The sequence below is a fragment of the Coriobacteriaceae bacterium genome, from assembly GCA_025992855.1.
Classification (GTDB): Bacteria; Actinomycetota; Coriobacteriia; order Coriobacteriales; family Coriobacteriaceae; genus Collinsella.
The window spans coordinates 1-21196 of the sequence record DAJPGB010000001.1 but is presented as its reverse complement, the minus strand read 5'-3'; the positions used below and the strand labels follow the sequence as shown (position 1 = coordinate 21196).

17 protein-coding genes are annotated in these 21196 nt (G+C 57.4%); 10 read left to right on the top strand and 7 right to left on the bottom strand.

The genetic code is table 11. The annotated features are described in order from the left end of the window. Positions 1 to 41 precede the first annotated feature (41 nt). Positions 42 to 1187 carry an AAA family ATPase gene (locus tag OIL88_00085; GenBank protein ID HJI70789.1) on the top strand — a complete coding sequence of 382 codons (1146 nt, stop codon included), beginning with the start codon at positions 42 to 44 and terminating at the stop codon, positions 1185 to 1187. A 263-nt stretch (positions 1188 to 1450) separates the two neighbouring features. On the opposite strand, the gene OIL88_00080 is transcribed toward OIL88_00085, so the two are convergent. After that, on the bottom strand, positions 1451 to 2098 hold the full coding sequence (locus tag OIL88_00080; GenBank protein ID HJI70788.1) for a TetR/AcrR family transcriptional regulator: 648 nt from the start codon (positions 2096 to 2098) through the stop codon (positions 1451 to 1453). Positions 2099 to 2457: 359 nt separating this feature from the next. Between OIL88_00080 and OIL88_00075 the strand changes: the two genes are divergently transcribed. The 3 genes from OIL88_00075 to OIL88_00065 all read left to right on the top strand — a co-directional run bounded on the left by OIL88_00075 (position 2458) and on the right by OIL88_00065 (position 6375). Beyond that, on the top strand, positions 2458 to 3750 hold the full coding sequence (locus tag OIL88_00075; GenBank protein HJI70787.1) for an MFS transporter: 1293 nt from the start codon (positions 2458 to 2460) through the stop codon (positions 3748 to 3750). 87 nt (positions 3751 to 3837) lie between these two features. Then, a complete protein-coding gene (locus tag OIL88_00070; GenBank protein ID HJI70786.1) occupies positions 3838 to 5376 on the top strand; it encodes a DUF5605 domain-containing protein in 1539 nt (512 codons plus the stop codon). Positions 5377 to 5463: 87 nt separating this feature from the next. Further along, positions 5464 to 6375: an ROK family protein gene (locus tag OIL88_00065; protein HJI70785.1), complete on the top strand. Its 912-nt coding sequence runs from the start codon at positions 5464 to 5466 to the stop codon at positions 6373 to 6375. Positions 6376 to 6423: 48 nt separating this feature from the next. On the opposite strand, the gene OIL88_00060 is transcribed toward OIL88_00065, so the two are convergent. Then, complete coding sequence (locus OIL88_00060; protein HJI70784.1) at positions 6424 to 7227, bottom strand: DeoR/GlpR family DNA-binding transcription regulator; 804 nt, start codon at positions 7225 to 7227, stop codon at positions 6424 to 6426. 333 nt (positions 7228 to 7560) lie between these two features. Between OIL88_00060 and OIL88_00055 the strand changes: the two genes are divergently transcribed. Continuing rightward, a complete protein-coding gene (locus OIL88_00055) occupies positions 7561 to 8418 on the top strand; it encodes a class II fructose-bisphosphate aldolase (protein ID HJI70783.1) in 858 nt (285 codons plus the stop codon). A 322-nt stretch (positions 8419 to 8740) separates the two neighbouring features. Here OIL88_00055 and OIL88_00050 read toward each other — a convergent pair whose 3' ends face one another. The 3 genes from OIL88_00050 to vsr all read right to left on the bottom strand — a co-directional run bounded on the left by OIL88_00050 (position 8741) and on the right by vsr (position 11831). Next, positions 8741 to 9364, bottom strand: coding sequence for an HAD family hydrolase (locus OIL88_00050; GenBank protein ID HJI70782.1), 624 nt, complete (start codon positions 9362 to 9364; stop codon positions 8741 to 8743). 59 nt (positions 9365 to 9423) lie between these two features. After that, entirely contained in the window at positions 9424 to 10356 is a 933-nt protein-coding gene (locus OIL88_00045; protein ID HJI70781.1) for a helix-turn-helix domain-containing protein, read from the bottom strand. Between the two features lie 488 nt (positions 10357 to 10844). After that, positions 10845 to 11831, bottom strand: coding sequence for a DNA mismatch endonuclease Vsr (gene vsr, locus OIL88_00040; GenBank protein HJI70780.1), 987 nt, complete (start codon positions 11829 to 11831; stop codon positions 10845 to 10847). Between the two features lie 163 nt (positions 11832 to 11994). Here vsr and OIL88_00035 point away from each other — a divergent pair, with 163 nt between their 5' ends. After that, positions 11995 to 12765 (top strand): ABC transporter ATP-binding protein, encoded by a 771-nt coding sequence (locus OIL88_00035; protein ID HJI70779.1) that lies wholly within the window; start codon positions 11995 to 11997, stop codon positions 12763 to 12765. After that, entirely contained in the window at positions 12755 to 14992 is a 2238-nt protein-coding gene (locus OIL88_00030; protein ID HJI70778.1) for an ABC transporter permease, read from the top strand. The genes OIL88_00035 and OIL88_00030 overlap by 11 nt, the downstream gene beginning before the upstream one ends. Positions 14993 to 15321: 329 nt before the next feature. Here the strand turns inward: OIL88_00030 and OIL88_00025 are convergent, their stop codons facing one another. Next, positions 15322 to 15882: a LuxR C-terminal-related transcriptional regulator gene (locus tag OIL88_00025; GenBank protein ID HJI70777.1), complete on the bottom strand. Its 561-nt coding sequence runs from the start codon at positions 15880 to 15882 to the stop codon at positions 15322 to 15324. Positions 15883 to 15894: 12 nt separating this feature from the next. Continuing rightward, positions 15895 to 16287 (bottom strand): hypothetical protein, encoded by a 393-nt coding sequence (locus OIL88_00020; protein HJI70776.1) that lies wholly within the window; start codon positions 16285 to 16287, stop codon positions 15895 to 15897. Between the two features lie 330 nt (positions 16288 to 16617). Between OIL88_00020 and ptcA the strand changes: the two genes are divergently transcribed. The 3 genes from ptcA (at position 16618) to OIL88_00005 (ending at position 20838) form a co-directional block, all read left to right on the top strand. Beyond that, entirely contained in the window at positions 16618 to 17691 is a 1074-nt protein-coding gene (ptcA, locus tag OIL88_00015; protein HJI70775.1) for a putrescine carbamoyltransferase, read from the top strand. A gap of 133 nt (positions 17692 to 17824) precedes the next feature. Continuing rightward, complete coding sequence (locus tag OIL88_00010; GenBank protein ID HJI70774.1) at positions 17825 to 19264, top strand: APC family permease; 1440 nt, start codon at positions 17825 to 17827, stop codon at positions 19262 to 19264. A 368-nt stretch (positions 19265 to 19632) separates the two neighbouring features. Next, positions 19633 to 20838 (top strand): agmatine deiminase family protein, encoded by a 1206-nt coding sequence (locus OIL88_00005; GenBank protein HJI70773.1) that lies wholly within the window; start codon positions 19633 to 19635, stop codon positions 20836 to 20838. The last annotated feature ends 358 nt before the right edge of the window (positions 20839 to 21196 follow it).

Below are 21196 nucleotides of genomic sequence, written 5' to 3'. Positions count from 1 at the left end.
AAATCAAGGAGGCTCAAAGAAATCAAGGGCTGTAGGGCATAATGGAATTACGTGAGTTCAAAGGAGGTTTTATGGCGGCGGCGACAGCGTACAGGCAGGCAAATCCGTTCACGCCGATGTTTGGACGTGTACCGGCATACATGGCCGGCCGTGAGCAAATCATTGATGATATGGTGCTGGCGTTTGAAAGCGCCGATTCCGACCCCAACCTATGCTCGATTTTCTACGGCGCGCGCGGGACGGGCAAAACGGCCCTTTTGGCATATCTGTCATACCGCGCCCAGCAAGAAGGCTGGATTACGGCGAATGTGACGGCTTCGGACGGGATGCTCGAAGACATTCTGCAGCGCCTCAACGAATCGGCCGCCCATCTGATCGAAAAGCCCGCTTCTAGGCGTGTGAACAGTGTTGGGATTGCCTCCATAGGAAGTATGAGCTGGGAAAACGTTGATATTGAATTTGAGGGCGCCAACTGGCGTACTAAGATGAACGCTCTGTTTGCTCAGCTTGAAGCGACTGGCACCGGGGTACTTATCGCCGTTGACGAAGTTGATGCATCGTTTGCTCAAATGACGGAGCTCGTTACCACCTACCAACATTTTGTGAGCGAGAACAAAAAGGTAGCTTTGCTTATGGCGGGGCTGCCGTTTCGCGTGCTGGCGTTGCTGACGGGAAAATCGACATCGTTTCTTCGTCGCGCTGCCCAGCATTCGCTGGGATCTATTTCGCCGACTGAGGTAAAAGAAGCGTTCCGGCTGACGATTGAAGACGGTGGCAAATCGATTTCCGATGAGGCGGTCGACCGTGCTGCCGAGGCAATTGATGGTTTTCCATTTATGTTCCAGTTGGTGGGATATCGGGCGTGGAACGCTTCGCGCCAGGCGGCTGAGGTTTCCCTTGAAGACGTCGAACGCGGCGCGAAGCTTGCGCAAGAGGAGCTCGAATCGCGCGTTTTTGCCTCGACTGCGGCGGAACTTTCACAGGGGGACTTGGATTTCCTTCGTGCAATGAATCCGGAGGGGACAACGACCAGGCAAGAATTGGCTGCGAGGCTTAAGAAAAGCTCCGGTTCGATTTCGACGTATAAAAAACGTCTGATTGAGGCAGGAGTGATTGAAGAACCCCTACAGGGACGTTTTGAGTTTGCGCTGCCGGGCTTCGGTCAATATGTAGCGTCTCTTTGTTAGAAGGTCGCTTCTGCGAAGACCGTTTCGTATCCAACTGTCTCAACCTGTAGCATCTGGGTGGCTAAATCGACTCTATCTGTTACAGATTTAGATTAAGGGCGGGGGTCGAGCGGGACTATCTCAATCTGTAACAGTTAGCCGGCTTTTAGGGGTCCAGTTGTTACAGATTGAGACAAACTGGCGGAGCGAACCGCCGTGCCGCTCAAACCACCACAAAGGTGCCCTTTGTGGTGGTTTGAGATTTCGGGACCCAGTTATTTACGCTAGCGATAGTTTTCCCACATCGGCAGAGGGAAGAGGACGTCCTCGAATTTGGCCCATTCTGCTTTGTAATCGATTTCGTCTGGACGGGCGAGCCAACGACCTTCGAGACCGTACATGGCGGCAAGGGCACACGAGAGCGTCTCTTCGGCATCGACGCCGTTGGGTACCGACCATGCCGGGACCCAAGATGGGTGGGTTGCCTCGCGTGAATAGTTGTTGAAATACTCGTGCATCGGACTTTCGGGTGACATCGCCTCGGTGTTGAGGGTTTGAAACAGCATGACGAGCTCGGGCTGGTTGGCGTTCTCTGCGACGATCAATCGCAGATACTCGGGTATTTTCGGCTTCTGCCCCTCAAAGGCACCGCCGGGCGCAAACAGCGTGAGGTAGTCATCGATATCAGAACTTTGCTTGTAATAATGCTGGATAACTTCGAGCAAAAGGCCCTGTTTATTGCCCACATAGTGAAGCACGCCTGCTTGGGTGATTCCCACCTCGTTTGCGACGGCCTGGAGCGACATGCCGTTGTAGCCGCGTGCGTTAATAATCTTGACGGCGGCGAGCACAATCTGCTCAAGGCGCTCCTGCGCGGCATTGCTGCGCCTCGAGGCCGTTCGGACCGATTTCTTCTCTTGATCGTTGTTCATGAAAATCCATATCTCATGTATCGGCGCCCGTCGGCCCCGTACTGCTCTTGCTTCACTCGATGCTAGACCAACTTGCCTCGAATAAGACGGTGCAATGAAGCTGTCAACAAAAGTAAACACCGTTTAAACGGCAAAATCGACCGTTCATCCCAATTACCACTTACTAACCACTAAGTAACCGTTGTGGAGGGCTATTATGCAAATCGAAGAAGTTACTTACTATTCAGTAAGTAAACTTCGAGCAGTTCACGGCGGCGTACCCCATATCGCGTCCGTTAGGGGTGGCGTTTCGACCCCTTTTACGCCACCCTGATTCCGTGAACTGTACAGGCAACATCTTTGAAGGGAGAACTGTCAAAATGGCAACCCAAACGTCAACGGCGATTGATCCCAACGCCATTGCCCCCGACACCGGTAGGCCCATGACCAAAACCGAGACATGGCGCTTCATGATCGGCTTTATCATCTTCGGAATCATGTGGATGATGTCGGGCACGATCGGCTCCAACGTCTTGTTCCCCGAGCGCTTTAACGGCCTTAACATCGGCCAGCCCGAGGCGATTCTCGCGGCGATGAACTCGGTCGGCTCGATCTTCGCCCTGTTCTCGAATCTTGTTTTTGGCGCACTTTCCGACCACTGCCACAGCCGCTTTGGCAAGCGCACGCCGTTTATCGTTGTCGGCGGCTTTATCTGCGGCTGCGCCTTCTGGAGCACTTCGGTTGCCACCACGCTTCCTATGATCGTCGCCTCCTGGTGTGTGCTGCAGATTGGTCTTAACTGCATGCTTGCTCCCGCTGTTGCCGTGCTTTCCGACCGTATTCCGCTTAACAAGCGCGGTACGCTCTCCGCTTTCTATGGCGGCGGTGCAACGGCTGGTCAGTCTATCGGCACCATCATCGGTACGCAGTTCCTCTCCAACCCGGTGCCCGGCTTTATTATCGGTACAGTTTCTTGGTTCCTGACCGGCATCCTTGCCACCATTATTTGGCCGCGCGAGAAGTCTGCCACGCTTGCCGAGGGCGAGCAGTCCGAGAAGCTCAACCTCAAGTCGCTGCTGCTCATGTTCGTTCCGCCCACCAAGAACTGCCGCGACTTCTACCTGGCACTCTTTGGCCGCCTTCTCCTCATCTTTGGTTACTTCTGTATCAACGGCTATCAGCTATACATCCTCGAGAAGTACATCGGTCTTCCAGTGGCAGAAGCCGGCGCGGTCCTTTCGAGTATGTCCGTCGTGATCATGGTCGTGTCGCTTGTCGCCTCGCTCACCTCGGGCGCCATCTCCGACAAGATCGGCCGTCGCAAGCCCATCATCCTCGTTGCAACGATCATGATGTGCACTGGTATCGCCCTGCCCTGGCTGCTTAAGTCCGTTGCTGGCATGTACGGCTTCGCTCTGCTGGCCGGTCTTGGCTACGGCATCTATTCTTCCGTGGACCAGGCGCTCAATGTCGACGTCCTGCCCGATAAGGAGAATGCCGGCAAGGACCTGGGTATCCTCAACATCGCCAACACCATCGGCCAGATTCTCGGCCCCATCGTGACTTCGGCAATTGTTGTCGCCACCGGTTCCTACTTCATGGCGTTCCCGATCTCCATCGTGCTCATCGCCGTGGGCTATGTGTTCATCATGCTCATCAAGAGCGCCAAGTAATCCGCCACTCTCTTTCCTTCCGTCGGGCAGCGTTCACGTTGCCCGACGGACTCCGACTATTCAATCGCTTAACTTGGAGGCGTTATTATGACCACCGTCGAGCAGTACAAGGTGTTTAAGCTCGAGCTCGCAGGCACTGCGGCCGGCAATCCCTATGTCGAGGTCGAGCTGTCGGCACACTTCGATCGCGCGGACGGCATGGACAGCTTTGAGGTCCGTGGCTTCTACAAGGGTGACGGCAACTATGGAATCAACTTTATGCCTGAGAGTGCCGGCGTCTGGAACTACGTGGTGAGTTCCAATGACCCCGCGCTCGATGGTGCCGCCGGCTCCTTTGAGGCCACGCCTGCCACGGGCGACAACCATGGTCGTGTTCTGCTGGCAAAAGATGTGCTTGCCCACAATGTTCCGTTCATTACCGACGAAGATTTCAATTTTGCGTACGAGGACGGCACACGCTACCTGCCCTTCGGCACCACTTGCTATGCGTGGACCAATCAAGATGCCGAGCTGCAGGAGCAGACGCTTCAGACGCTCGCCACAGCGCCCTTTAACAAAATCCGCATGTGTGTCTTCCCCAAGTTTTACGACTATAACGTCGAGGATCCGGCGATGTATGCTTACGAGGGCGAGAAGGGCGGCTTTGACCATTACCGCTTCTACGAGCCGTTTTGGGAGAACCTCGAGCACCGCATTGAACAACTTGACGAGCTGGGCATCCAGGCGGACCTTATCGTTTTGCACCCGTATGATAAGCCCGAGGACTGGGGTTTCTCTCGCATGACGCGCGAGGAGGATGTCTTCTACCTGGCGTATGTGGCTCGCCGTTTCTCGGCATACAAGAACATCTGGTGGAGCCTCGCCAATGAGTGGGACCTTATGCCGTGGAAGCCGGCTGAGGACTGGGACCGCTATGCCCGCATCATCATGGCGAACGACCCGTATGGACACTTGCGCAGCATCCACAATTGCCGCGAGATCTTTGACCACAGCCATCCGTGGATTACGCACGTGAGCTACCAGAGGTGCGACCTCAAAAACACAGCAGAGGACGTCACCATGCTGCGCGCGCAGTATAGCAAGCCGGTTCTGATCGACGAGGTCGGCTATGAGGGCAATATCAACTGGGGCTGGGGCAACCTTACGGCCCAGGAGCTCGTCCGTCGTTTTTGGGAGGGCAGTCTGCGCGGCGGTTATGTCACGCATGGCGAGACCTACGTCGACCGCGGTCCCAAGCTTTGGTGGGCACATGGCGGCGAGCTCTTTGGTGAGTCGCCCGACCGCATCGGTTTCTGCCGCCGCTTTATGGAGGCACTGCCGGATGATTTTGATTGGGTGCCCGACGAGATCGGCGTCCTCGATGGTACGTTTACCTGGGACGTTACCTGCATGTCCAACGACCATGGCCGCGGGACTGCCGATGTTGTTATGTACTTTGGCTTTAATCGCCCGGCGTATCGAGAGTTCGAGGGCGCTGAGGGCAAGCGTTATACCGTCGACGTGATTGACACGTGGAACATGGCCGCCGAGACGCTCGAGGGCACTTTCGAGGGTAAGTTCCGTATCGATCTGCCGAGCCGTCAGTACATGATGCTGCGTATTCGCGAGGCAAAGACCGAGCGGTAGAGACAATCTCAGACGAGACTAGCCAATGCCGAGACGGTTTCCGTTCCGGCATTCGGCATTTGAGGATGCAGATAAGAGGAGTAGGACTTGAAAGAGTACTTTGGTATCGACGTGGGCGGTACGGCGGTCAAATGGGCTGTGTTGGGCGAGGATTTTTCTATCCACGCGCGTGGAAGCCTGCCGACTGGTTTTACCACAGCCGAAGAGACGGTCGAATCTCTGATTGGGCTCGTTGAACCGTACCTCAACCGTGTTTCGGCCGTGGGCGTGAGCGCTCCGGGCGGCATCTATGAGGGCGATCTTGACGGCACGATTCATCGTGGCGGATCGCTCACCTATATGGATGGATGTCCCCTTGGAAAAATCATGCGCGAGCGCTTGGGCGTACCCGTCGCCGTTAATAATGACGGCAAGTGCTGCGCTCTGGGTGAATACGCGGCGGGAGCGCTGCGCGGCGCGCGGTTTGGCGTCGTGCTCGCTATCGGCACTGGTATCGGCGGCGGCATCGTCATCGACGGAAAGGTGCTTCGCGGCGCGCATTGCTTTGCGGGCGAATTTAGCTTCTTGCGCAACGATGTGGCGCGTCCGGCGAGCATGGAAAGTACCTTTGCCGGTACGGGCGGATGGCGTGCGCTTCGCGACGCGGCGGTTGCCGAAAAGGGGCTGCCGGAGGACTCTCCCGTAGATGGGCGTCGAGTGTTCGAATGGATTGAGTCCGGCGATGCTGATGCTCAGCGTGCGCTTGACCGCTATGCGCGCACCTTCGATGCGCAGCTTGTTAATCTTCAGGCTGTGATTGATCCCGAGGTATTTGTTATTGCGGGCGGTATTTCCTGCCATCCGGAGCTTATCGACGCCCTGCGCAAGCAGATGCCCGTCGCGCTTGCGGGGTACGAGGGCGGCCTCGCCGGTATTCCCGAGCCGCGGATTAAGGCCGCGCAGCTCGGCAACGATGCTAACTTGGTTGGCGCAGTCCAGGAGGCCATGCGTTTGCAGTAGTTGCAACATAAACCACCACAAAGGTGCCCTTTGTGGTGGTTTTTACATTTAGGCGCGGGCGAGGAAGAGGGCTGGGACGTCGGCATCGGTGGCCTCGGCGATTGAGGTGGCAACGGCGCCTTCGGGGTCACGGTCCATCACGATGGTGTCGACATCGGCAAGTTCGGCGAAGCGGTACATGCCGCGTCCGTTGACCTTGCTTGCGTCCATCAGAGCGACGCCTCGGCGTGCGGCGGCGATCATAGCCGTTTTGGTTTCGGCCATCTGCGGAAAGTCGGTGGTAAAGCCGCAACCCGGGACAAAGGCGCCAGGGCACATGATGGCGAGGTCGGCGTGAATCATCTGCAGCGCCTGCATGGTGAGCGGACCGTACAGATAACGGTGCCCTTTGCGCAGCGCGCCGCCCAGCATGACGACGTCGACCGAGGGCATGCTCTCGTCGATGTAATCAGCGATCGTAATGTCTGCCGTGATGACGGTGATGCCGTCGCGTTGGTCGAGCAGGCGGACAAATTCGAGCGCGGTGGTGCCCGAGTCGACGAGGAGCGTGTCGCCGTCGTTGACGAGTTCTATGGCGCTTTGGGCGATGGCCTGCTTGGCGGCAACGTTGACGTTGATGCGCCGATCCTGCGTGGAGACGGTCAGGCGTTTGTGGAGCGACACGGCGCCACCGTGCGTGCGGCGCAGTTTGCCGGACTCAGCGAGGGCGTCCAGATCAGCGCGAGCGGTGACAGAGGACACGCCAAAGGTCTGGGCGATTTCTGCCACCTGCACCGAGGCATTATGCTCGAGCATTTCCATGATGGCGGCACGGCGTTCGTCGGCAAAAGCTCGGGTTGCAACTTGGGCCATGGTAGCTCCATTCTCAGCAAAATTTGCAGGAATTGTGTTGAGTCCATTTTCGTTCATTTTCTTTTTGAGTAAGAAAACGCCTTTCGAATACTTATCTTTTCTATAAAAGAAAGGCAATCAAGGCTCAAAACTCAATATCGAACACGTGCGCCCGGCACAAACCCTTCCGTTTGCTTTTCAAAATTTAGGGTCTTGCCCTGCGGAGCGACGGTATCTCGCACATTCACACCCGCCGAATTTCATACAATGAGCGCAGTAAAACGCAAGGTAAAACGCCTTGCGGACACGTACGCCCGATGTCCAGATGCGGGCGAGGGAGAGGAGCAAACGCTCATGGCACTTGTTACCACCGAAAAGATGCTCAAGGACGCTCAGGCCGGCCACTACGCCGTCGGCGCGTTCAACGTCGAGAACCTCGAGTTTGTTATGGCTGTTCTGGCCGCTGCCGAGGAGACCAAGTCCCCCGTCATCATGCAGACCACCCCGGGCACCATCAAGACTGCTGGCCTGGATTACTTCTACGGCATGGTCAAGGCTGCCGCCGAGCGCGCTTCCGTGCCCGTCGCCCTGCACCTCGATCACGGCGATGGCTATGACCGCTGCATGCAGGCCTTCCGCACTGGCTACACCTCCGTCATGATCGACGGTTCGCACGAGTCCTTCGAGGACAACATCGCCCTGACCAAGTCCGTCGCCGACGCTGGCCGCGCCATGGGCGTGCCCGTCGAGGCCGAGCTCGGCAAGGTTGGCGGCAAGGAGGACGACGGTCCCGCGGTTGAGGGCGAGAGCCCCTACACCGACCCCGCCGAGGCCAAGGAGTTCGTCGAGCGCACTGGCTGCACCTCCCTCGCTATTGGCGTTGGCACCAGCCACGGCGTGTACACGAGCGATCCGCACATCGAGCAGTCCGTGGTCAAGGCCATCCGCGACGCCGTCGACGTGCCGCTGGTCCTGCACGGCACCTCCGGTGTGCCCGATGAGCAGGTTGCCGAGGCCGTGAAGAACGGCATCTGCAAGGTCAACTATGCCACCGAGCTGCGTCAGGCCTACACCAAGGGCTTCATGGCCTACATGGCTGAGAACCCCGCCTGCTTCGATCCCAAGAAGCCGGCCAAGGAGGGCATGCGCGAGATCACCGAGCTGGTTAAGATTCGCATGACCAACCTCAACTCTGTGGGCAAAGCAGAGTAACAGCAAGGGTACTCCTACTCGCTACATTTCCCGGGGAGGGACGAGGGCTTAGTTCCCCAATCGTCCTCGGGCATGCAAAAAGCCTCGCTGCGCACTTCGTGCGGCGAGGCTTTTTGCCCCCTGCGGAAAGATTGGGGAACTAAGCCCTCGTCCCTCCCAAGTTGATCTTCTCGAGGCCGTCGCCCTTGTGGCGTTAGGGCGGAAAATAATAAGAAGTATTCGCGCTGCGGAATGATTTTGGAAACTAAGTACGGGACCCGCCCAAACCGTCCTGCTCAATCGCCCTTGTGGCGTTGGGGGCTGATAGGGTCGGGCGCGGAGGTTACTTGGTTGTTAGGGTTAGTAGATCGTTGGGGGTTTTGAGGTTGTAGGTGGCGTTTGGGATGTCTTGGTGTGATCCCCATGCTGCTCGGGCAAAACTGACCCCTGCTGAAGTTGCGCATTGTTCGTCGTAGACGGTGTCGCCAACGTAGACGACGTTGCCAGGATTCGCGCCCGTACGCCGGAGATATTCGAGCATGGGAGCGGGTGCGGGTTTGTGTTCGGTTGTGTCTTCGACAAGGATGATGTGCTCAAAATACGTATCGAAACCAAGGGGTGCTATTTCTTCTGCGTATTCGTCGCGCGCACGTGAGGAGACGATGCCAAGATTGCAACCGTTATCGGCGAGTTTTGCGATGACTTCAAGCAAACCTGGAAAAACGCTGATGGTGCTTTTAAAGCTGGCGGCAACGTGGCACCAGCGATCCAACGTTGCTTGCGAGTAGATTCCAAGTTTCTCAAGAGCATCCTTGCCGGGTATGCCGAGGGCAAATTCAAGCTCGTTTCGGGGGAGCGTTTTGCCGGTCTCTTCTTGGACTATCTGGGCAAGCGATGACAGAACGCTTTCTTCTGTATCTGCCAATGTTCCATCAACGTCAAACACGACATGGTCGAATTGTTTCATGGCATTCCTTTCTCTCATCTGTCTGATAGTGTGGGACAGGTGAGGTGGAAGCGCTAGCGTTATTTCTGCCCTGTAGTATCGAAATTCTGCCTCATGGCTCGATACTCAGAAGGGGTGCAACCAATTTGTTCCTTGAATACCTGCCCAAGGTGGCTCGCCGTTGCAAAGCCGCATTGGTGAGCGATCGTCTGTACCGTTCGCGTGGTGTGCGTCAAGAGCGTGCAAGCGCGGGTGATGCGGTATGCGCGTAGATACGCGGCCGGGGTTGTTCCCGCGCAAGCTTTGATGGTGCGATAACAATCTCTTTCGCTGATGCCGACCGCGGACGCAATTTGGGGAACATCTATGCTGTCTGCATAGTGTGTGCGGATGTAGTCCAGAATTTCCCTGAACCGAAGTTCACGGCTGGTCATCCAAGAGGCGTCGTCGGAGGAAAAGAGCGGTTCAGCTTTGGCATAGATCTGAATCCAGAGTTCGGACAGGCTATTTCGAAGCGCCATCTCGTTCTGCGGCTGTTGAAGATCGTGGTTAAAGGAGCTCTTCAGCAAATCGATAAAGGGCATATCGTCGGGGTTGGTGGGCGACCATTTGAGTACATCGACGCCTCGACATTGTAGTAAAGGATTGATGTAGCGCTTTTGAAGGCGTCCCGCGGGATCGCCAAGCATTGACGGCTGAAAAATATGCAACAGTTGAATTGCTGGCGCCGAATTGGGTGATTGCAGGGTGCTGTGCAAAACGCCGCCGTTGATAAAGCCGGCGGACCCTTCCTCAAAGCGCATGTGCTCATGTGCTGCACGCGTGCGATAGTCAATTGTCCCCTGCTCCATGTAGAAAAGCTCGACTTCGGAATGCCAGTGCCAGGGGACGGAATTGCCCGGATAGCGAGCGAATTCTGCGCGTTCGGCAATATAGGGCCAGTCTTCGGCGGTCTCGGGAAACGCTTCCTCGCGTCCTCCGCGGTGCAATTCTATGTGATCCATGTTTCGCATGGCATCAGCATAAAGCGCGATGGGCTTAGATTGCCCTTGCCTGTTCGGGGAACGCCTTGTCTAGGGATGCTTGGAGCTTTTCGAACGATGCTCGCAAGTTGAGGCTCTGATTAGTTGAGCGTTTGGCTTTTGTGGTGGGGGAGTCGAGGAGGCCGTCTCTCTGTGTCGGGGGGAAGGAGAAAAGGTTTGCATGTTTTAGGGATGGCTGCTGTGCTGCGTCATTGGAAGAATGCATGCTTATGCGGCCTCCTCGATGTCCACCAAAAGGGTGCGCACGGGGTGTGCTGCTAGGTCCCGTGCGTTGGCAGTATTATGCCGCGGTCGTTGCAAAGAAGCGCTAAAGAAAGGCTTAATGAGGTTTGCAATTATGATGAAACCGCAGGTCAGAGCTATCAGATAACACCTTTGAAAGGTTTTGAGCTTAAGGGCTTTCTAAGGTTTGTGGCGCGGATGTGGCGCGGGCGTGCGGGGCCTGTGAATGGCTCGTTTTAGCGCTGCGGCTCTGCGGCGCGCACCTGCTCGATAACCTTTTCCATCGTGGCGTCGATGCGGTCCTTTTTGAGCTCGCATTCCCAGATGGTTATGGGTGTCCAGCCCATTTCGGTGAGCGCTGCCACAGCGGCGTGGTCACGCTCGACGTTGCGGCGGAACTTTGCTTCCCAAAACTCAACATTGCGCTTGGGCTGACTCGGATTGCACTTGGGGCAGCGGTGCCAAAAGCAGCCGTTGACGAAGATGGCGATCTTGCGTCCGGGGAAGGCGATGTCGGGCTTGCCGGGAACCTTCCATTCCAAGCGATAGCCCGTAAGGCCCGCGGCGCGCAGGCGCTGGCGTACGAGCAGCTCGGGCTTGGTGTTGGCGCGCTTGTTGCCCTTCATGGACTTTTTGATGGCGGCGCGACGGCGCACTAGTTCACGCTCGTCGGCGGAGAGGTCCGAGGTGTCGATGCCGTCGAGCAAGCCGGGTTTGGTGCGCTTTTTGGAGCGGCGCTTGGTTTTGCGCTTGGGCTTGGTGGTGGGCTCGTCGGTCGTGTTGGGCGCGGCGTCATCGGCGGCGCTTGCCTCAAACCGGTCTTCCTTCAGCTCAATCAGGGCATCGATCAGCCCCTTGTCGGCGGGCATCCACTCAACGGTGGCAAGCGAGGTGCGTGGAATCCAGCGGATATCGAGCTGGCGGTCGTGTTTCTGGGGCTCGCCGGACTCATCGGCCAGCGAGCAGTAATAGCACTCCATGGAGAGATGGAAATCGGGGTAGTCGTACTCAACGGTATAGAAATCGCGCAGGTTGGTGACCTTTACCTGCAGCTCTTCCATAAGCTCGCGGCGCACGGCATCCTCGGGCGTCTCGCCGCGCATGAGCTTGCCGCCCGGGAACTCCCAAAGCCCCTGCATGTCGCCGTAGCCGCGCTGCACGGCAAGCAGCTCGTCAGATCCTTCCTTGCGAATGATCCCAGCGGCAACATGAACAGTCTTCAACAGGAGTCCTCTCTCAACATCAACACGTGGCAGGGTAGCTACCCCTACCTTACACAACGGTAAGGCAAGCGTAAGCCATATCGATGGTAGCCGACTCGTCTTCTTGCGACTATAGATGCCGTAGACTAATCGCAAGAAAGGACTCGGTATGCAAACCACGCACATGGCGACCCCGGTACTGGAGGTCGCGCATCTCGAAAAGGTATATGGAGCGCTGGGCAACGTGACCCGCGCGCTCAACGACGTCAGCTTTACTGTCAACCGCGGCGAATTTGTTGGCATCATGGGCGCCTCGGGCTCGGGCAAGTCGACGTTGCTCAACTGCGTCTCGACCATCGATAGCGCCACGAGCGGCACCATCCGCATCAACGGGCAGGACGTTACGCGCATGAAGCAGGCCAAGCTCTCGCAGTTCCGCCGCGAGGAGCTCGGCTTTATCTTCCAGGATTCCAACCTGCTCGATACGCTCACGGCACGCGAGAACATCGCCCTGCCGCTCACCATCGCGCGCACAAACTCGGCCGAAATCTCGACCCGCGTGCAGGATGTGGCCGCGCGTCTGTCTATTAGCCAGGTGCTCGACAAGTACCCCTACCAGATGTCTGGCGGCCAGCAGCAGCGCGTTGCCGCGGCTCGCGCGCTCGTCACCGATCCCACTATGATTATGGCCGACGAGCCCACCGGCGCCCTCGACTCCAAAAGCGCCCGCCTGCTGCTCGAGAGCCTAGAGGCCCTCAACCGCCGCCTGCGCGCCACCGTGCTCATGGTTACGCACGACAGTTTTGCCGCCAGCTACACGAGCCGTGTACTGTTTATTCGCGACGGCAAGATCTTCACCGAGTTGCGCCGCGGCGACACCGACCGCCGAGAGTTCTTCGACCGCATTATGGAGGTCGTTGCCATGATGGGCGGTGAGGGCTCCGATGCTCTGTAAACTCGCTTGGGGCAACGTCCGCCGCGCCGGCCGCGACTACCTCGTCTACCTTTTGACGCTCACCCTGGGCGTCACGGTCTTCTATGCCTTTAACACCATCTCGATGCAGGTCGACATCGCCGGAATCGATGAAGAGGGCTTGGCACAGGTTATGGGCAGCATGCTCGGCTACCTGACGTACTTTTTGGCCGGTGTCATGGCCTTTTTGATGGTGTATGCCAATAACTTCATCATGAAACGCCGCAAGAAGGAGTTTGGCCTGTACCAGGTGCTCGGCATGGGGCGCGGGCGCGTCGCCACGATCATGGCGCTCGAGACCGTGATAGTATCGGTTGTGGCCTTTGTCGTCGGCATTGTGCTGGGTGTGGGACTCTCCCAGCTCATGACATTCTTTACGGCCTCGCTCTTTAAGACACAGATCGCCAATTTCCACTTCTTTTTCTCGGTGCATGCGTTCAACCTGACCCTTGCCTGCATGCTCGTAATGTTTGTGCTTACGCTACTGCTGAACCTTCGTGCCGTGCGCCGTACCAAACTCATCGAGCTTATGGGTGCCGAGCGTCGCAACGAGAGCATCAAGACACGCAACCCCTGGATCGCGATTGCCATCTTTGCCGTGGGCGTGGTGCTTGTGGGCGTGGCCTATTACCGTCTGCTACGTGATGGGTTCCCGCTAACCGCGACGGACAGCAAGCTGCAAGAGGCTATGAACCAGTTTGGCATTACGACCGCTATGGTTACAGTGGGCACCTTTGCCCTGTTCTGGGGACTCTCGGGCATGCTTATCAAGCTGTTGCAGAGCCTGCGCAGCGTGTATTGGCGCGGCCTCAATATGTTTACCGTGCGTCAGCTTTCGGCCAAGGTCAATACGGTGTGCTTTTCGATGGGCGTCATCGCGATGATTCTGTTTTTGGCCATTACCTCGGTGACCTGCGGTATGTCGATTGCCAATGTGATGAACGAGAATCTGGAGCGCTATAACCCTGTTGACGTGTCTCAGACGTATGTCTATTACACGCCCGAAACGCTCGACTACTACAAGGAGTATGTCAATCCGTCTGAGGCCGATCGCATGGTGCTGGCCGATGCAACGGTCGATTTGTACGCTGCATGGCATGGCGATCGTAAAGATCCCGATAACGTTGCAGACGGTATTAAGGGCAAGTCGGCGGACAACAACGACGAGACCGGCAAGAAGGTCAATATCGCCGATGTTGCCGGTGAGCATGTGCAGATCGATTCGTATCTGAGTTATCCGCTTGGCGGCTCGGGCCCCTCGGTGGTGGCGGGTGAGATGTGCAAGGCCATGGGCGAAAAGCTTCCCAAGGCGCTCGAGGGAAGCAACGCCGATGCGATGGGTCTGTATGTGACGCCGGCGAGCCAGTACAACAAACTGCGCCAGATGATGGGCGAGGAGCCGGTGAGCATTGGCCGCGACCAGTATCTGCTCACGTGTGATATGGGCGGTGAGCTGGGCGACCTGTACACCAAGTATATGGCTGGCGGCCATGCCCTAACCTTGGGCGGGCATACGCTCAAGCCCGCAACCGATAAGTCGGACGAGGACACGGCGGCCATCGCCAACTCGGCGATGGGCAGCAATCCCGGTACCGTGGTCGTAGCCGATGAGCTGCTGTCCCAGCTTAAACTGCAACCGTATTCCAGTAATCTGCTCGTTAATTACAAACAGGGTATGGATACGACCGAGGCAGACGAGAGCATTAAATACACCTTGCTCGACAATCTGCTCGTTGACGGCAAGGAGCCGGGGTCATGGGGAGTCTTCATCACGCGTTCCGAGATGTACACGCAAGCAGCGCAGATGAACGGCATGATTAGCTATCTGGCCATCTACATTGGCTTTGTACTGGTCGTTGCGTGCGCGGCAATCCTATCGATCCAGCAGCTCTCCAATGTGGCCGACGGCAGCCGCAGCTATCGTGTGCTGGCACAGATCGGCTGTGACGACCGCCAGATTCGCCATTCGGTGATGGCGCAGCAAGCGGTATTCTTCCTGTTCCCGCTGGCAGTGGGCTTGGCGCACTCCTTTGTGGCGCTCAAGGTGATCATCGAGCTGGTGAGCATTTTCGGAAATATGAGCATAGGCGGCACCGTGGGCCTCACCTGCGCGATCTTCCTGGCAGCCTATGGTGGTTACTTCCTGGTGACCTACCTCATGAGCACCGGCATGGTACAAGCCGCCATCGCCACCCGCTACAGCGAGTAACAAGCGGGCAAAACCGTCGCAAAATCAGAGCGAATAACCGCCGCGAAGGGAGTCCAGCTCCCTTCGCGGCGGTATTTTGCGTATCTAGAGCATCTCAGATGCAAGTGAGTAGGCTTTTTTGGATCTGCCGAGCACATCGCGGCAAGTGCTCAATAAAATCGCAGGTCAGGGCTGTGGCGTTTTGAGGTGTGCTCGGCATCCCGCCAAAAGCCTACTCACTTGGTTTTACTGCTAGAAAACCGCCGCGAGGGAAAGTAGCTCCCTCGCGGCGGTTTTTGGCGTTTGCCCAGATAAAACCTGCCAAAATAAACCTGTCCCTTTTTGGCAGGTTATCGCTTCCAAAAGTGGAGGATGAGCGTCGTGCGGTTTTGCTGTTCGGTTTTGACCAGGATGTTGTGGATGTGGGTCTTGACGGTGCCCACGGCAAGGAATAGCTCGTCAGCGATCTCTTGGTTCGATTTGCCCAGTACGACCAGACGCATAACTTCGGTCTCACGGTTGGAGAGCTTGTAGGCGTTGCGATAGAAGGGCATCTGCTCTTCGATGTGTCGATCAAGATCGCTGACGTTCTTTTCCTCGGGCGCCTCCTGCATGCGGATTGAAAGCACGTGGTAGGAGTAAATGATCAGCAGAATCGCAAAGTAGCAGGCAAAGACGTTTTCGCTAAAGTTGCGCTCGGACAGATATAGTTGCAGCCAAGAGGGCGCCAGACTCATGGGGACAATCAGAATGTTGTAGAAATCCTCGGCAACGATGCAACCGACCAGAATAGCGCCGATAATCAGGTGCTTTCGTTGGTTGTTAACGCGTGCCTTCAGCTCGACTTGCGTGCTCTTGCGTGCCGTCCAAAAGATATATAGCCCCACGAAAACAAGGAATACCTGACGCATCGTGTAGTAGAGTCATTGATGAATGGGGCCGTAGGGGACAGCGACGATAATCAGCAGCTCGCTCAGCAAGAACGTTGCGACGGGAATGACAAACTGCTTTTTTGAATGCTTGTCGAGCAAATCCATGGCAATGAGCCAAATAAAAGCCTGCGAAGCGGTCGCCACAAAGGTCCGCAACACAGGCATGGTAATTGAGTAATAGTCGCTGGCTGGAAAACTCTGGTTTTGCAGCGTGTATTCAAAAAAGAAAATCTCGGTCATCTCGATGGCATAGCAGATAAATACGCCGCTGCCATAGATAAAGAAGCGTCGACGAGACGAGGCATAGGCGGCAAGCGAGAGCACCGCCGTCACAATACAGATCACGAGTATCGCTAGGGTATAGAAGAACATCAGGGTGTTCATCTGTCACCGTCCCATCTCATTTATTCTATGGCCGAGCTCTGTATACCTTGTGGGATATAGACGTCTCAACCCTTCGTTTCATTGCGGATTAGGCGCCGAGATACAGCATAGCCGTATACCGTTCGCGGTTCTAGATGGTAAACCCCCTGTAAACTCTTGACCTGCGGGTTTATATTGGTTTAGAGGGGGTGTAACTCCATGAACGGTCTTTAATCCCGAATAAACTAGGTAAAAATTGCATACGGGTGAATGATGGTCTTGTCAACACGAGGCGTGATGTTCGAGCGCCTCATAGTAATAGTCGGCAAGACCGGCGGAAAGGAAATCGACATGGCACTGCCTAAGGATTTCATCGACACCAACGACTTCACCAAAGAGCAGATCCTGGCTATCGAGGATCTTGGTCTGGCAATGAAGAAGGCCATCAAGGTTGACGGTTATTATCCGCACCTGCTCCGCAACAAGAGCCTTGGCATGATCTTCCAGCAGGTCTCCACCCGCACTCGTCTTTCCTTCGAGACCGCTATGACCGACCTCGGCGGCCATGCTCAGTTCTATGGCCCTGGCACCATCCAGCTCGGCGGTCACGAGTCCCTGGGCGACACCGCTCGCGTTATGGGCTCGCTGCTCGACATCATGATGGCTCGCGTTGACCGTCACAAGGACGTCGTCGGCCTCGCCGAGGGCTCCGCTGTGCCCGTCATCAACGGCATGTCCGAGTTCAACCATCCCACGCAGGAGATGGGCGACCTCATGACCATGCTCGAGAACCTCCCCGAGGGCAAGAAGATCGAGGACTGCACCCTGGCCTTCATCGGCGACGCCACCCAGGTCTGCGTCTCCCTCATGTTCATCGCCTCCAAGGTCGGCATGAAGTTTGTCCAGTTTGGACCTAAGGGCCACCAGATTCCCGACGGCGGCCTGCACGTTGGCACCGTCGAGGAGCGCGCCGAGTTCGGCAAGCAGATGATGGCCATCGCCGAGGAGAACTGCAAGGTCTCCGGCGGCTCTGTCGTCATCTCCGACGACATCGAGTGCATCAAGGGCGCCGACTTCATCTACACCGACGTGTGGTATGGCCTGTACGACGAGGAGGTCTCGGGCGAGAACTACATGGACGTGTTCTATCCCAAGTATCAGGTCACCATGGACATGATGAACTTTGCCGGCCCCAACTCCAAGTTCATGCACTGCCTGCCGGCCACCCGCAACGAGGAGGTCGTCGACGAAGTCATGGACGATCCCGAGCGCTCCCTGTGCTGGGTCGAGGCCGAGAACCGCAAGCACTCCATCCGTGCTCTCCTTGCCGCCCTGGGCAAGCGCACCCCGCTCAACGACGAGGGTGTCGAGTACTCCGCCAAGGCTGAGCTCCACGCCGCTCTCGAGGCTCTCGAGCAGCTCTAAGCCTCAAGGCTTCTAAAAGCACGTTTGCGGGCGGCGGATGCTCGTCTCCTGTCGCCCGCTCACCGAGGCCCAAGCAATTGCCTTAATACCTTAGGGCCTCGGATCTGTCCAAGACTGAGCGAAGGAGCTCATCATGAGCGACGGAAAGAAAAAGCTTTCCTTCTTGACGGTCATTTCGACCATCATCTGCGTCGTCTTCGTTTGCGAGGCCGCCGCTCCTGCTGCTGCCATTGGCAACCAGCAGTTCTTCTGGTGGATCTTCCTGATCCTGACCTTCCTGCTTCCCTACGGCATGGTTGTCGCCGAGCTCGGTACCACCTATGACGGCGAGGGCGGCATTTACGACTGGGTACGCGATGGCCTGGGCGACAAATGGGGCGCCCGCATCTCGTACTACTACTGGGTCAACTACCCGCTGTGGATCGCCTCGCTGGCTACCATGTTCCCCGACATTTTGGGCATGGTCTTTGGCGTCGAGTTCAACTTGATCGCCAAGATGGGTATCGATCTTGCCTTTGTGTGGATCGTCTACCTCATGGGCCGCTCCAAGGCGGCCGACTCCGAGTGGGTCCTTAACGGTGGCGCCATCATCAAGGTCGTCGTTGCCGTTATCGTTGGCGCTTTGGGCATTTGGTATGCCATGGAGAACGGTTTTGCGAACGACATGTCCGCTGCCACCTTCCTGCCCGAGCTCACCAACACCAACGCTCTCGGCTACCTGTCGATCATCATCTTTAACTTCATGGGCTTCGAGGTCATCTGCACCATGACCGACGACATGGCCGATCCCGCTCGCGATATCCCCAAGGCTATCATCGTCGGTGGCCTGTCCATCGCCGTGATCTACCTGTTCGCTGGCTTTGGCATCGGCGCCGCCGTGCCGGCCGACTCCATCGATCCCGACTACGGCATGATCGTCGCAGTCCAGACCATGGTGGGCGACTCCATGATCTTTAAGGTCATCTGCATCGCCTTCCTGATCACCCTGTTCGCCAACATGGCCGCTTGGTCCTTCGGCGTTAACTCCGTTGCTCGCTACGCTGCCGAGCACGGCAACATGCCCAAGGTCTTCGCCTCGATGATCTCGGATGACGACATGCCCAACGGCGCCAACCTGGTCAACGCTGTCGTTGCCTCCCTGGTGCTGTGCCTGCAGCTCGTTCCCATCGACGCCATCTCCAACGGTGTCTTCTGGATGCTCTTTGGCACCTCTGTCGTCTTCCTGCTGTTGACCTACATCCCGATGTTCCCGGCGTTCCTCAACCTTCGTAAGAACGACCCCAACCGTGAGCGCATCTTCACGTTCCCGTTTAAGGGCGCCATGATGAAGGTCATGCTGGCCATCCCCTGCATCGAGCTGGTTCTTGCCATCGTTGCCACGCTGATCCCGTTCTCCGCTGCTGAAATTGGCGACAAGGTCCCGATGATCGTCATCTTCATCGTGCTCGTGCTCATCGGCGAGGTCGTCCGCGTCGTCAGCGCTAAGGGCCGCGAGACCGAGTACAAGGGTCTGACCCCTGAGCTCGCAGCCCAGCGTCTCGCTGAGGAGGCCGCCGAGGCCGAGGAGAACTAGAGCACCCGGTTCTGGGGCTCCAACCCTCCTCGTGTACCAACGCGCGCTTCGTCGGGCTTGTCGCTCCCGACTCCGGGCACTCTAGCCTCTTCGGAGGCGTGTCCAAGCGACAGGTTTGCTAACCATTCCCCCGGGGTGGGTGTGAGCGATAGCTCCGGTAACCACCGCCCACCCCAATCTCTCTTCCGTATCTTTCGTGCGTTTTGTCTCCGCGCACTTGGTTACGTCGTCGCTTGCCGGTGCGATTCCGTGAAAACCGGCACCGGGCGCCCCGACCTTTGCCGGGGAACGGGCGCCTACCATCTCTTGGTTTTAGGCTGCGGGTAACCCGCCCGCAGCAAGCGATCGTTCGATTTGGAGGAAATCTTATGCGTACGATCACCGAGTCCGAGTCCACCCCCAAGGCCGACGGCTTCTTCATGCCCGCCGAGTTCGCCCCGCAGGATCGCGTGTGGATGGGCTGGCCCCACCGCACCGACACCTGGGCCCACGGCGCCAAGCCGGCCCAGAAGCAGTATGCCGCCATCGCCCGCGCCATCTCCGAGTTCACCCCGGTCTATATGTGCGCCAACCAGGTCGACTACGCCAACTGCAAGGCCGTCTTCGAGAACGACGAGAACGTCACCGTCATCGAGATGACCACCGACGACGCTTGGTTCCGCGACACCGCCGCCACCTACGTCATCAACGGCAAGGGCGAGAAGCGCGCCAACCACTGGCACTTCAACGCCTACGGCGGCCTCGTCGACGGCCTGTACTTCCCGTGGGACAAGGACGAGCAGATCGCCCTCAAGATGGCTGAGCTCTCCGGCTGCCGCCGCTATCGTCCCGATGACATGATCCTCGAGGGCGGCTCCATCACCGTCGACGGCGAGGGCACCCTTATCGTGACCGACCAGTGCCTGCTTTCCCCGGGCCGCACCTGCTCTGCGGTGCTCGAGGAGGAAGAGGATCCCGAGTCCATCTGGCCCAAGTACCACAAGAAGTTTGAGCCCTGGAGCGAGGAGCTTCGCGCCTACATGGACGAGCACCTCAAGGATTACCTGGGTGTCGAGAAGGTCATCTGGGTCAAGGAGGGCATCGACCCCGAGGAGACCAACGGCCACATCGACGACGTCGCCACGTTCATCGCCCCGGGCGTCATGGCCTGCATCTGGACCGACGATCCCGAGTATCCGTTCTACGAGCAGTGCCACGCTGCCTACGAGACCCTCTCCAACGCCGTTGACGCCAAGGGCCGCAAGATGAAGGTCTACAAGCTCTGCATGCCCGTGAACCCGCTGTTCATGGACCAGGCTTCCTGCGACACCATCGACGCCGACGAGAACGCCGAGCCGCGCGTCCCCGACGAGCCGCTGATCGCCTCTTACATGAACTACCTGGTCACCAACCACGGCGTTATCGTCCCGCAGTACGGCGACGAGAACGACCAGCTGGCCGTTGACACGCTCCAGAAGATCTACGACGAGGTCTGGGGCGAGGGCGTCTACAAGTGCGTCGGCGTTCAGTCCGAGCAGGTCGTCTTCGGCGGCGGCAACATCCACTGCATTACGCAGCAGGAGCCGTCTGCGTAACTGTCTGTCTTCCCGAGGCACGGCACCTTCCCGTTCATTCGTCGCTTGCGTACCAAAGTACGCGGCGCTCCTCTTTCACGGGAATCTGCCGCACCTCAGAAACCCAGCCGATCAATCGGACAGTCGGTGAATCGCACCGTGACCATCTCGGGGCATTGATGGGCTGCTACTTGATGTCTTGGTCGGCTGGGTTTTTCTTTGGGCACTCCGTTGCCTCCACTTCGGAGTGCCCGCCTCTTTGATTGAGTACGCGTCTGATCTGGGATTTATTGCGGGTTAGGCCAATTGTTCGCTTGAATTTCCCAGGTCAGACGCGTATTCAATTGCTGATAGTTTCCGGTTGCGAGCGCGACCGTTT

What these genes read in the sequence shown, in the direction of transcription:
- OIL88_00075 (HJI70787.1), top strand. Translation starts at nt 2,458, where the DNA reads ATGGCAACCCAAACGTCAACGGCGATTGATCCCAACGCCATTGCCCCC.
- OIL88_00060 (HJI70784.1), bottom strand. Translation starts at nt 7,227, where the DNA reads ATGGCCCAAGTTGCAACCCGAGCTTTTGCCGACGAACGCCGTGCCGCC.
- OIL88_00080 (HJI70788.1), bottom strand. Translation starts at nt 2,098, where the DNA reads ATGAACAACGATCAAGAGAAGAAATCGGTCCGAACGGCCTCGAGGCGC.
- OIL88_00010 (HJI70774.1), top strand. Translation starts at nt 17,825, where the DNA reads ATGAGCGACGGAAAGAAAAAGCTTTCCTTCTTGACGGTCATTTCGACC.
- OIL88_00070 (HJI70786.1), top strand. Translation starts at nt 3,838, where the DNA reads ATGACCACCGTCGAGCAGTACAAGGTGTTTAAGCTCGAGCTCGCAGGC.
- OIL88_00085 (HJI70789.1), top strand. Translation starts at nt 42, where the DNA reads ATGGAATTACGTGAGTTCAAAGGAGGTTTTATGGCGGCGGCGACAGCG.
- ptcA (HJI70775.1), top strand. Translation starts at nt 16,618, where the DNA reads ATGGCACTGCCTAAGGATTTCATCGACACCAACGACTTCACCAAAGAG.
- OIL88_00055 (HJI70783.1), top strand. Translation starts at nt 7,561, where the DNA reads ATGGCACTTGTTACCACCGAAAAGATGCTCAAGGACGCTCAGGCCGGC.
- OIL88_00005 (HJI70773.1), top strand. Translation starts at nt 19,633, where the DNA reads ATGCGTACGATCACCGAGTCCGAGTCCACCCCCAAGGCCGACGGCTTC.
- OIL88_00025 (HJI70777.1), bottom strand. Translation starts at nt 15,882, where the DNA reads ATGCGTCAGGTATTCCTTGTTTTCGTGGGGCTATATATCTTTTGGACG.
- OIL88_00050 (HJI70782.1), bottom strand. Translation starts at nt 9,364, where the DNA reads ATGAAACAATTCGACCATGTCGTGTTTGACGTTGATGGAACATTGGCA.
- OIL88_00045 (HJI70781.1), bottom strand. Translation starts at nt 10,356, where the DNA reads ATGCGAAACATGGATCACATAGAATTGCACCGCGGAGGACGCGAGGAA.
- OIL88_00030 (HJI70778.1), top strand. Translation starts at nt 12,755, where the DNA reads ATGCTCTGTAAACTCGCTTGGGGCAACGTCCGCCGCGCCGGCCGCGAC.
- OIL88_00020 (HJI70776.1), bottom strand. Translation starts at nt 16,287, where the DNA reads ATGAACACCCTGATGTTCTTCTATACCCTAGCGATACTCGTGATCTGT.
- OIL88_00035 (HJI70779.1), top strand. Translation starts at nt 11,995, where the DNA reads ATGGCGACCCCGGTACTGGAGGTCGCGCATCTCGAAAAGGTATATGGA.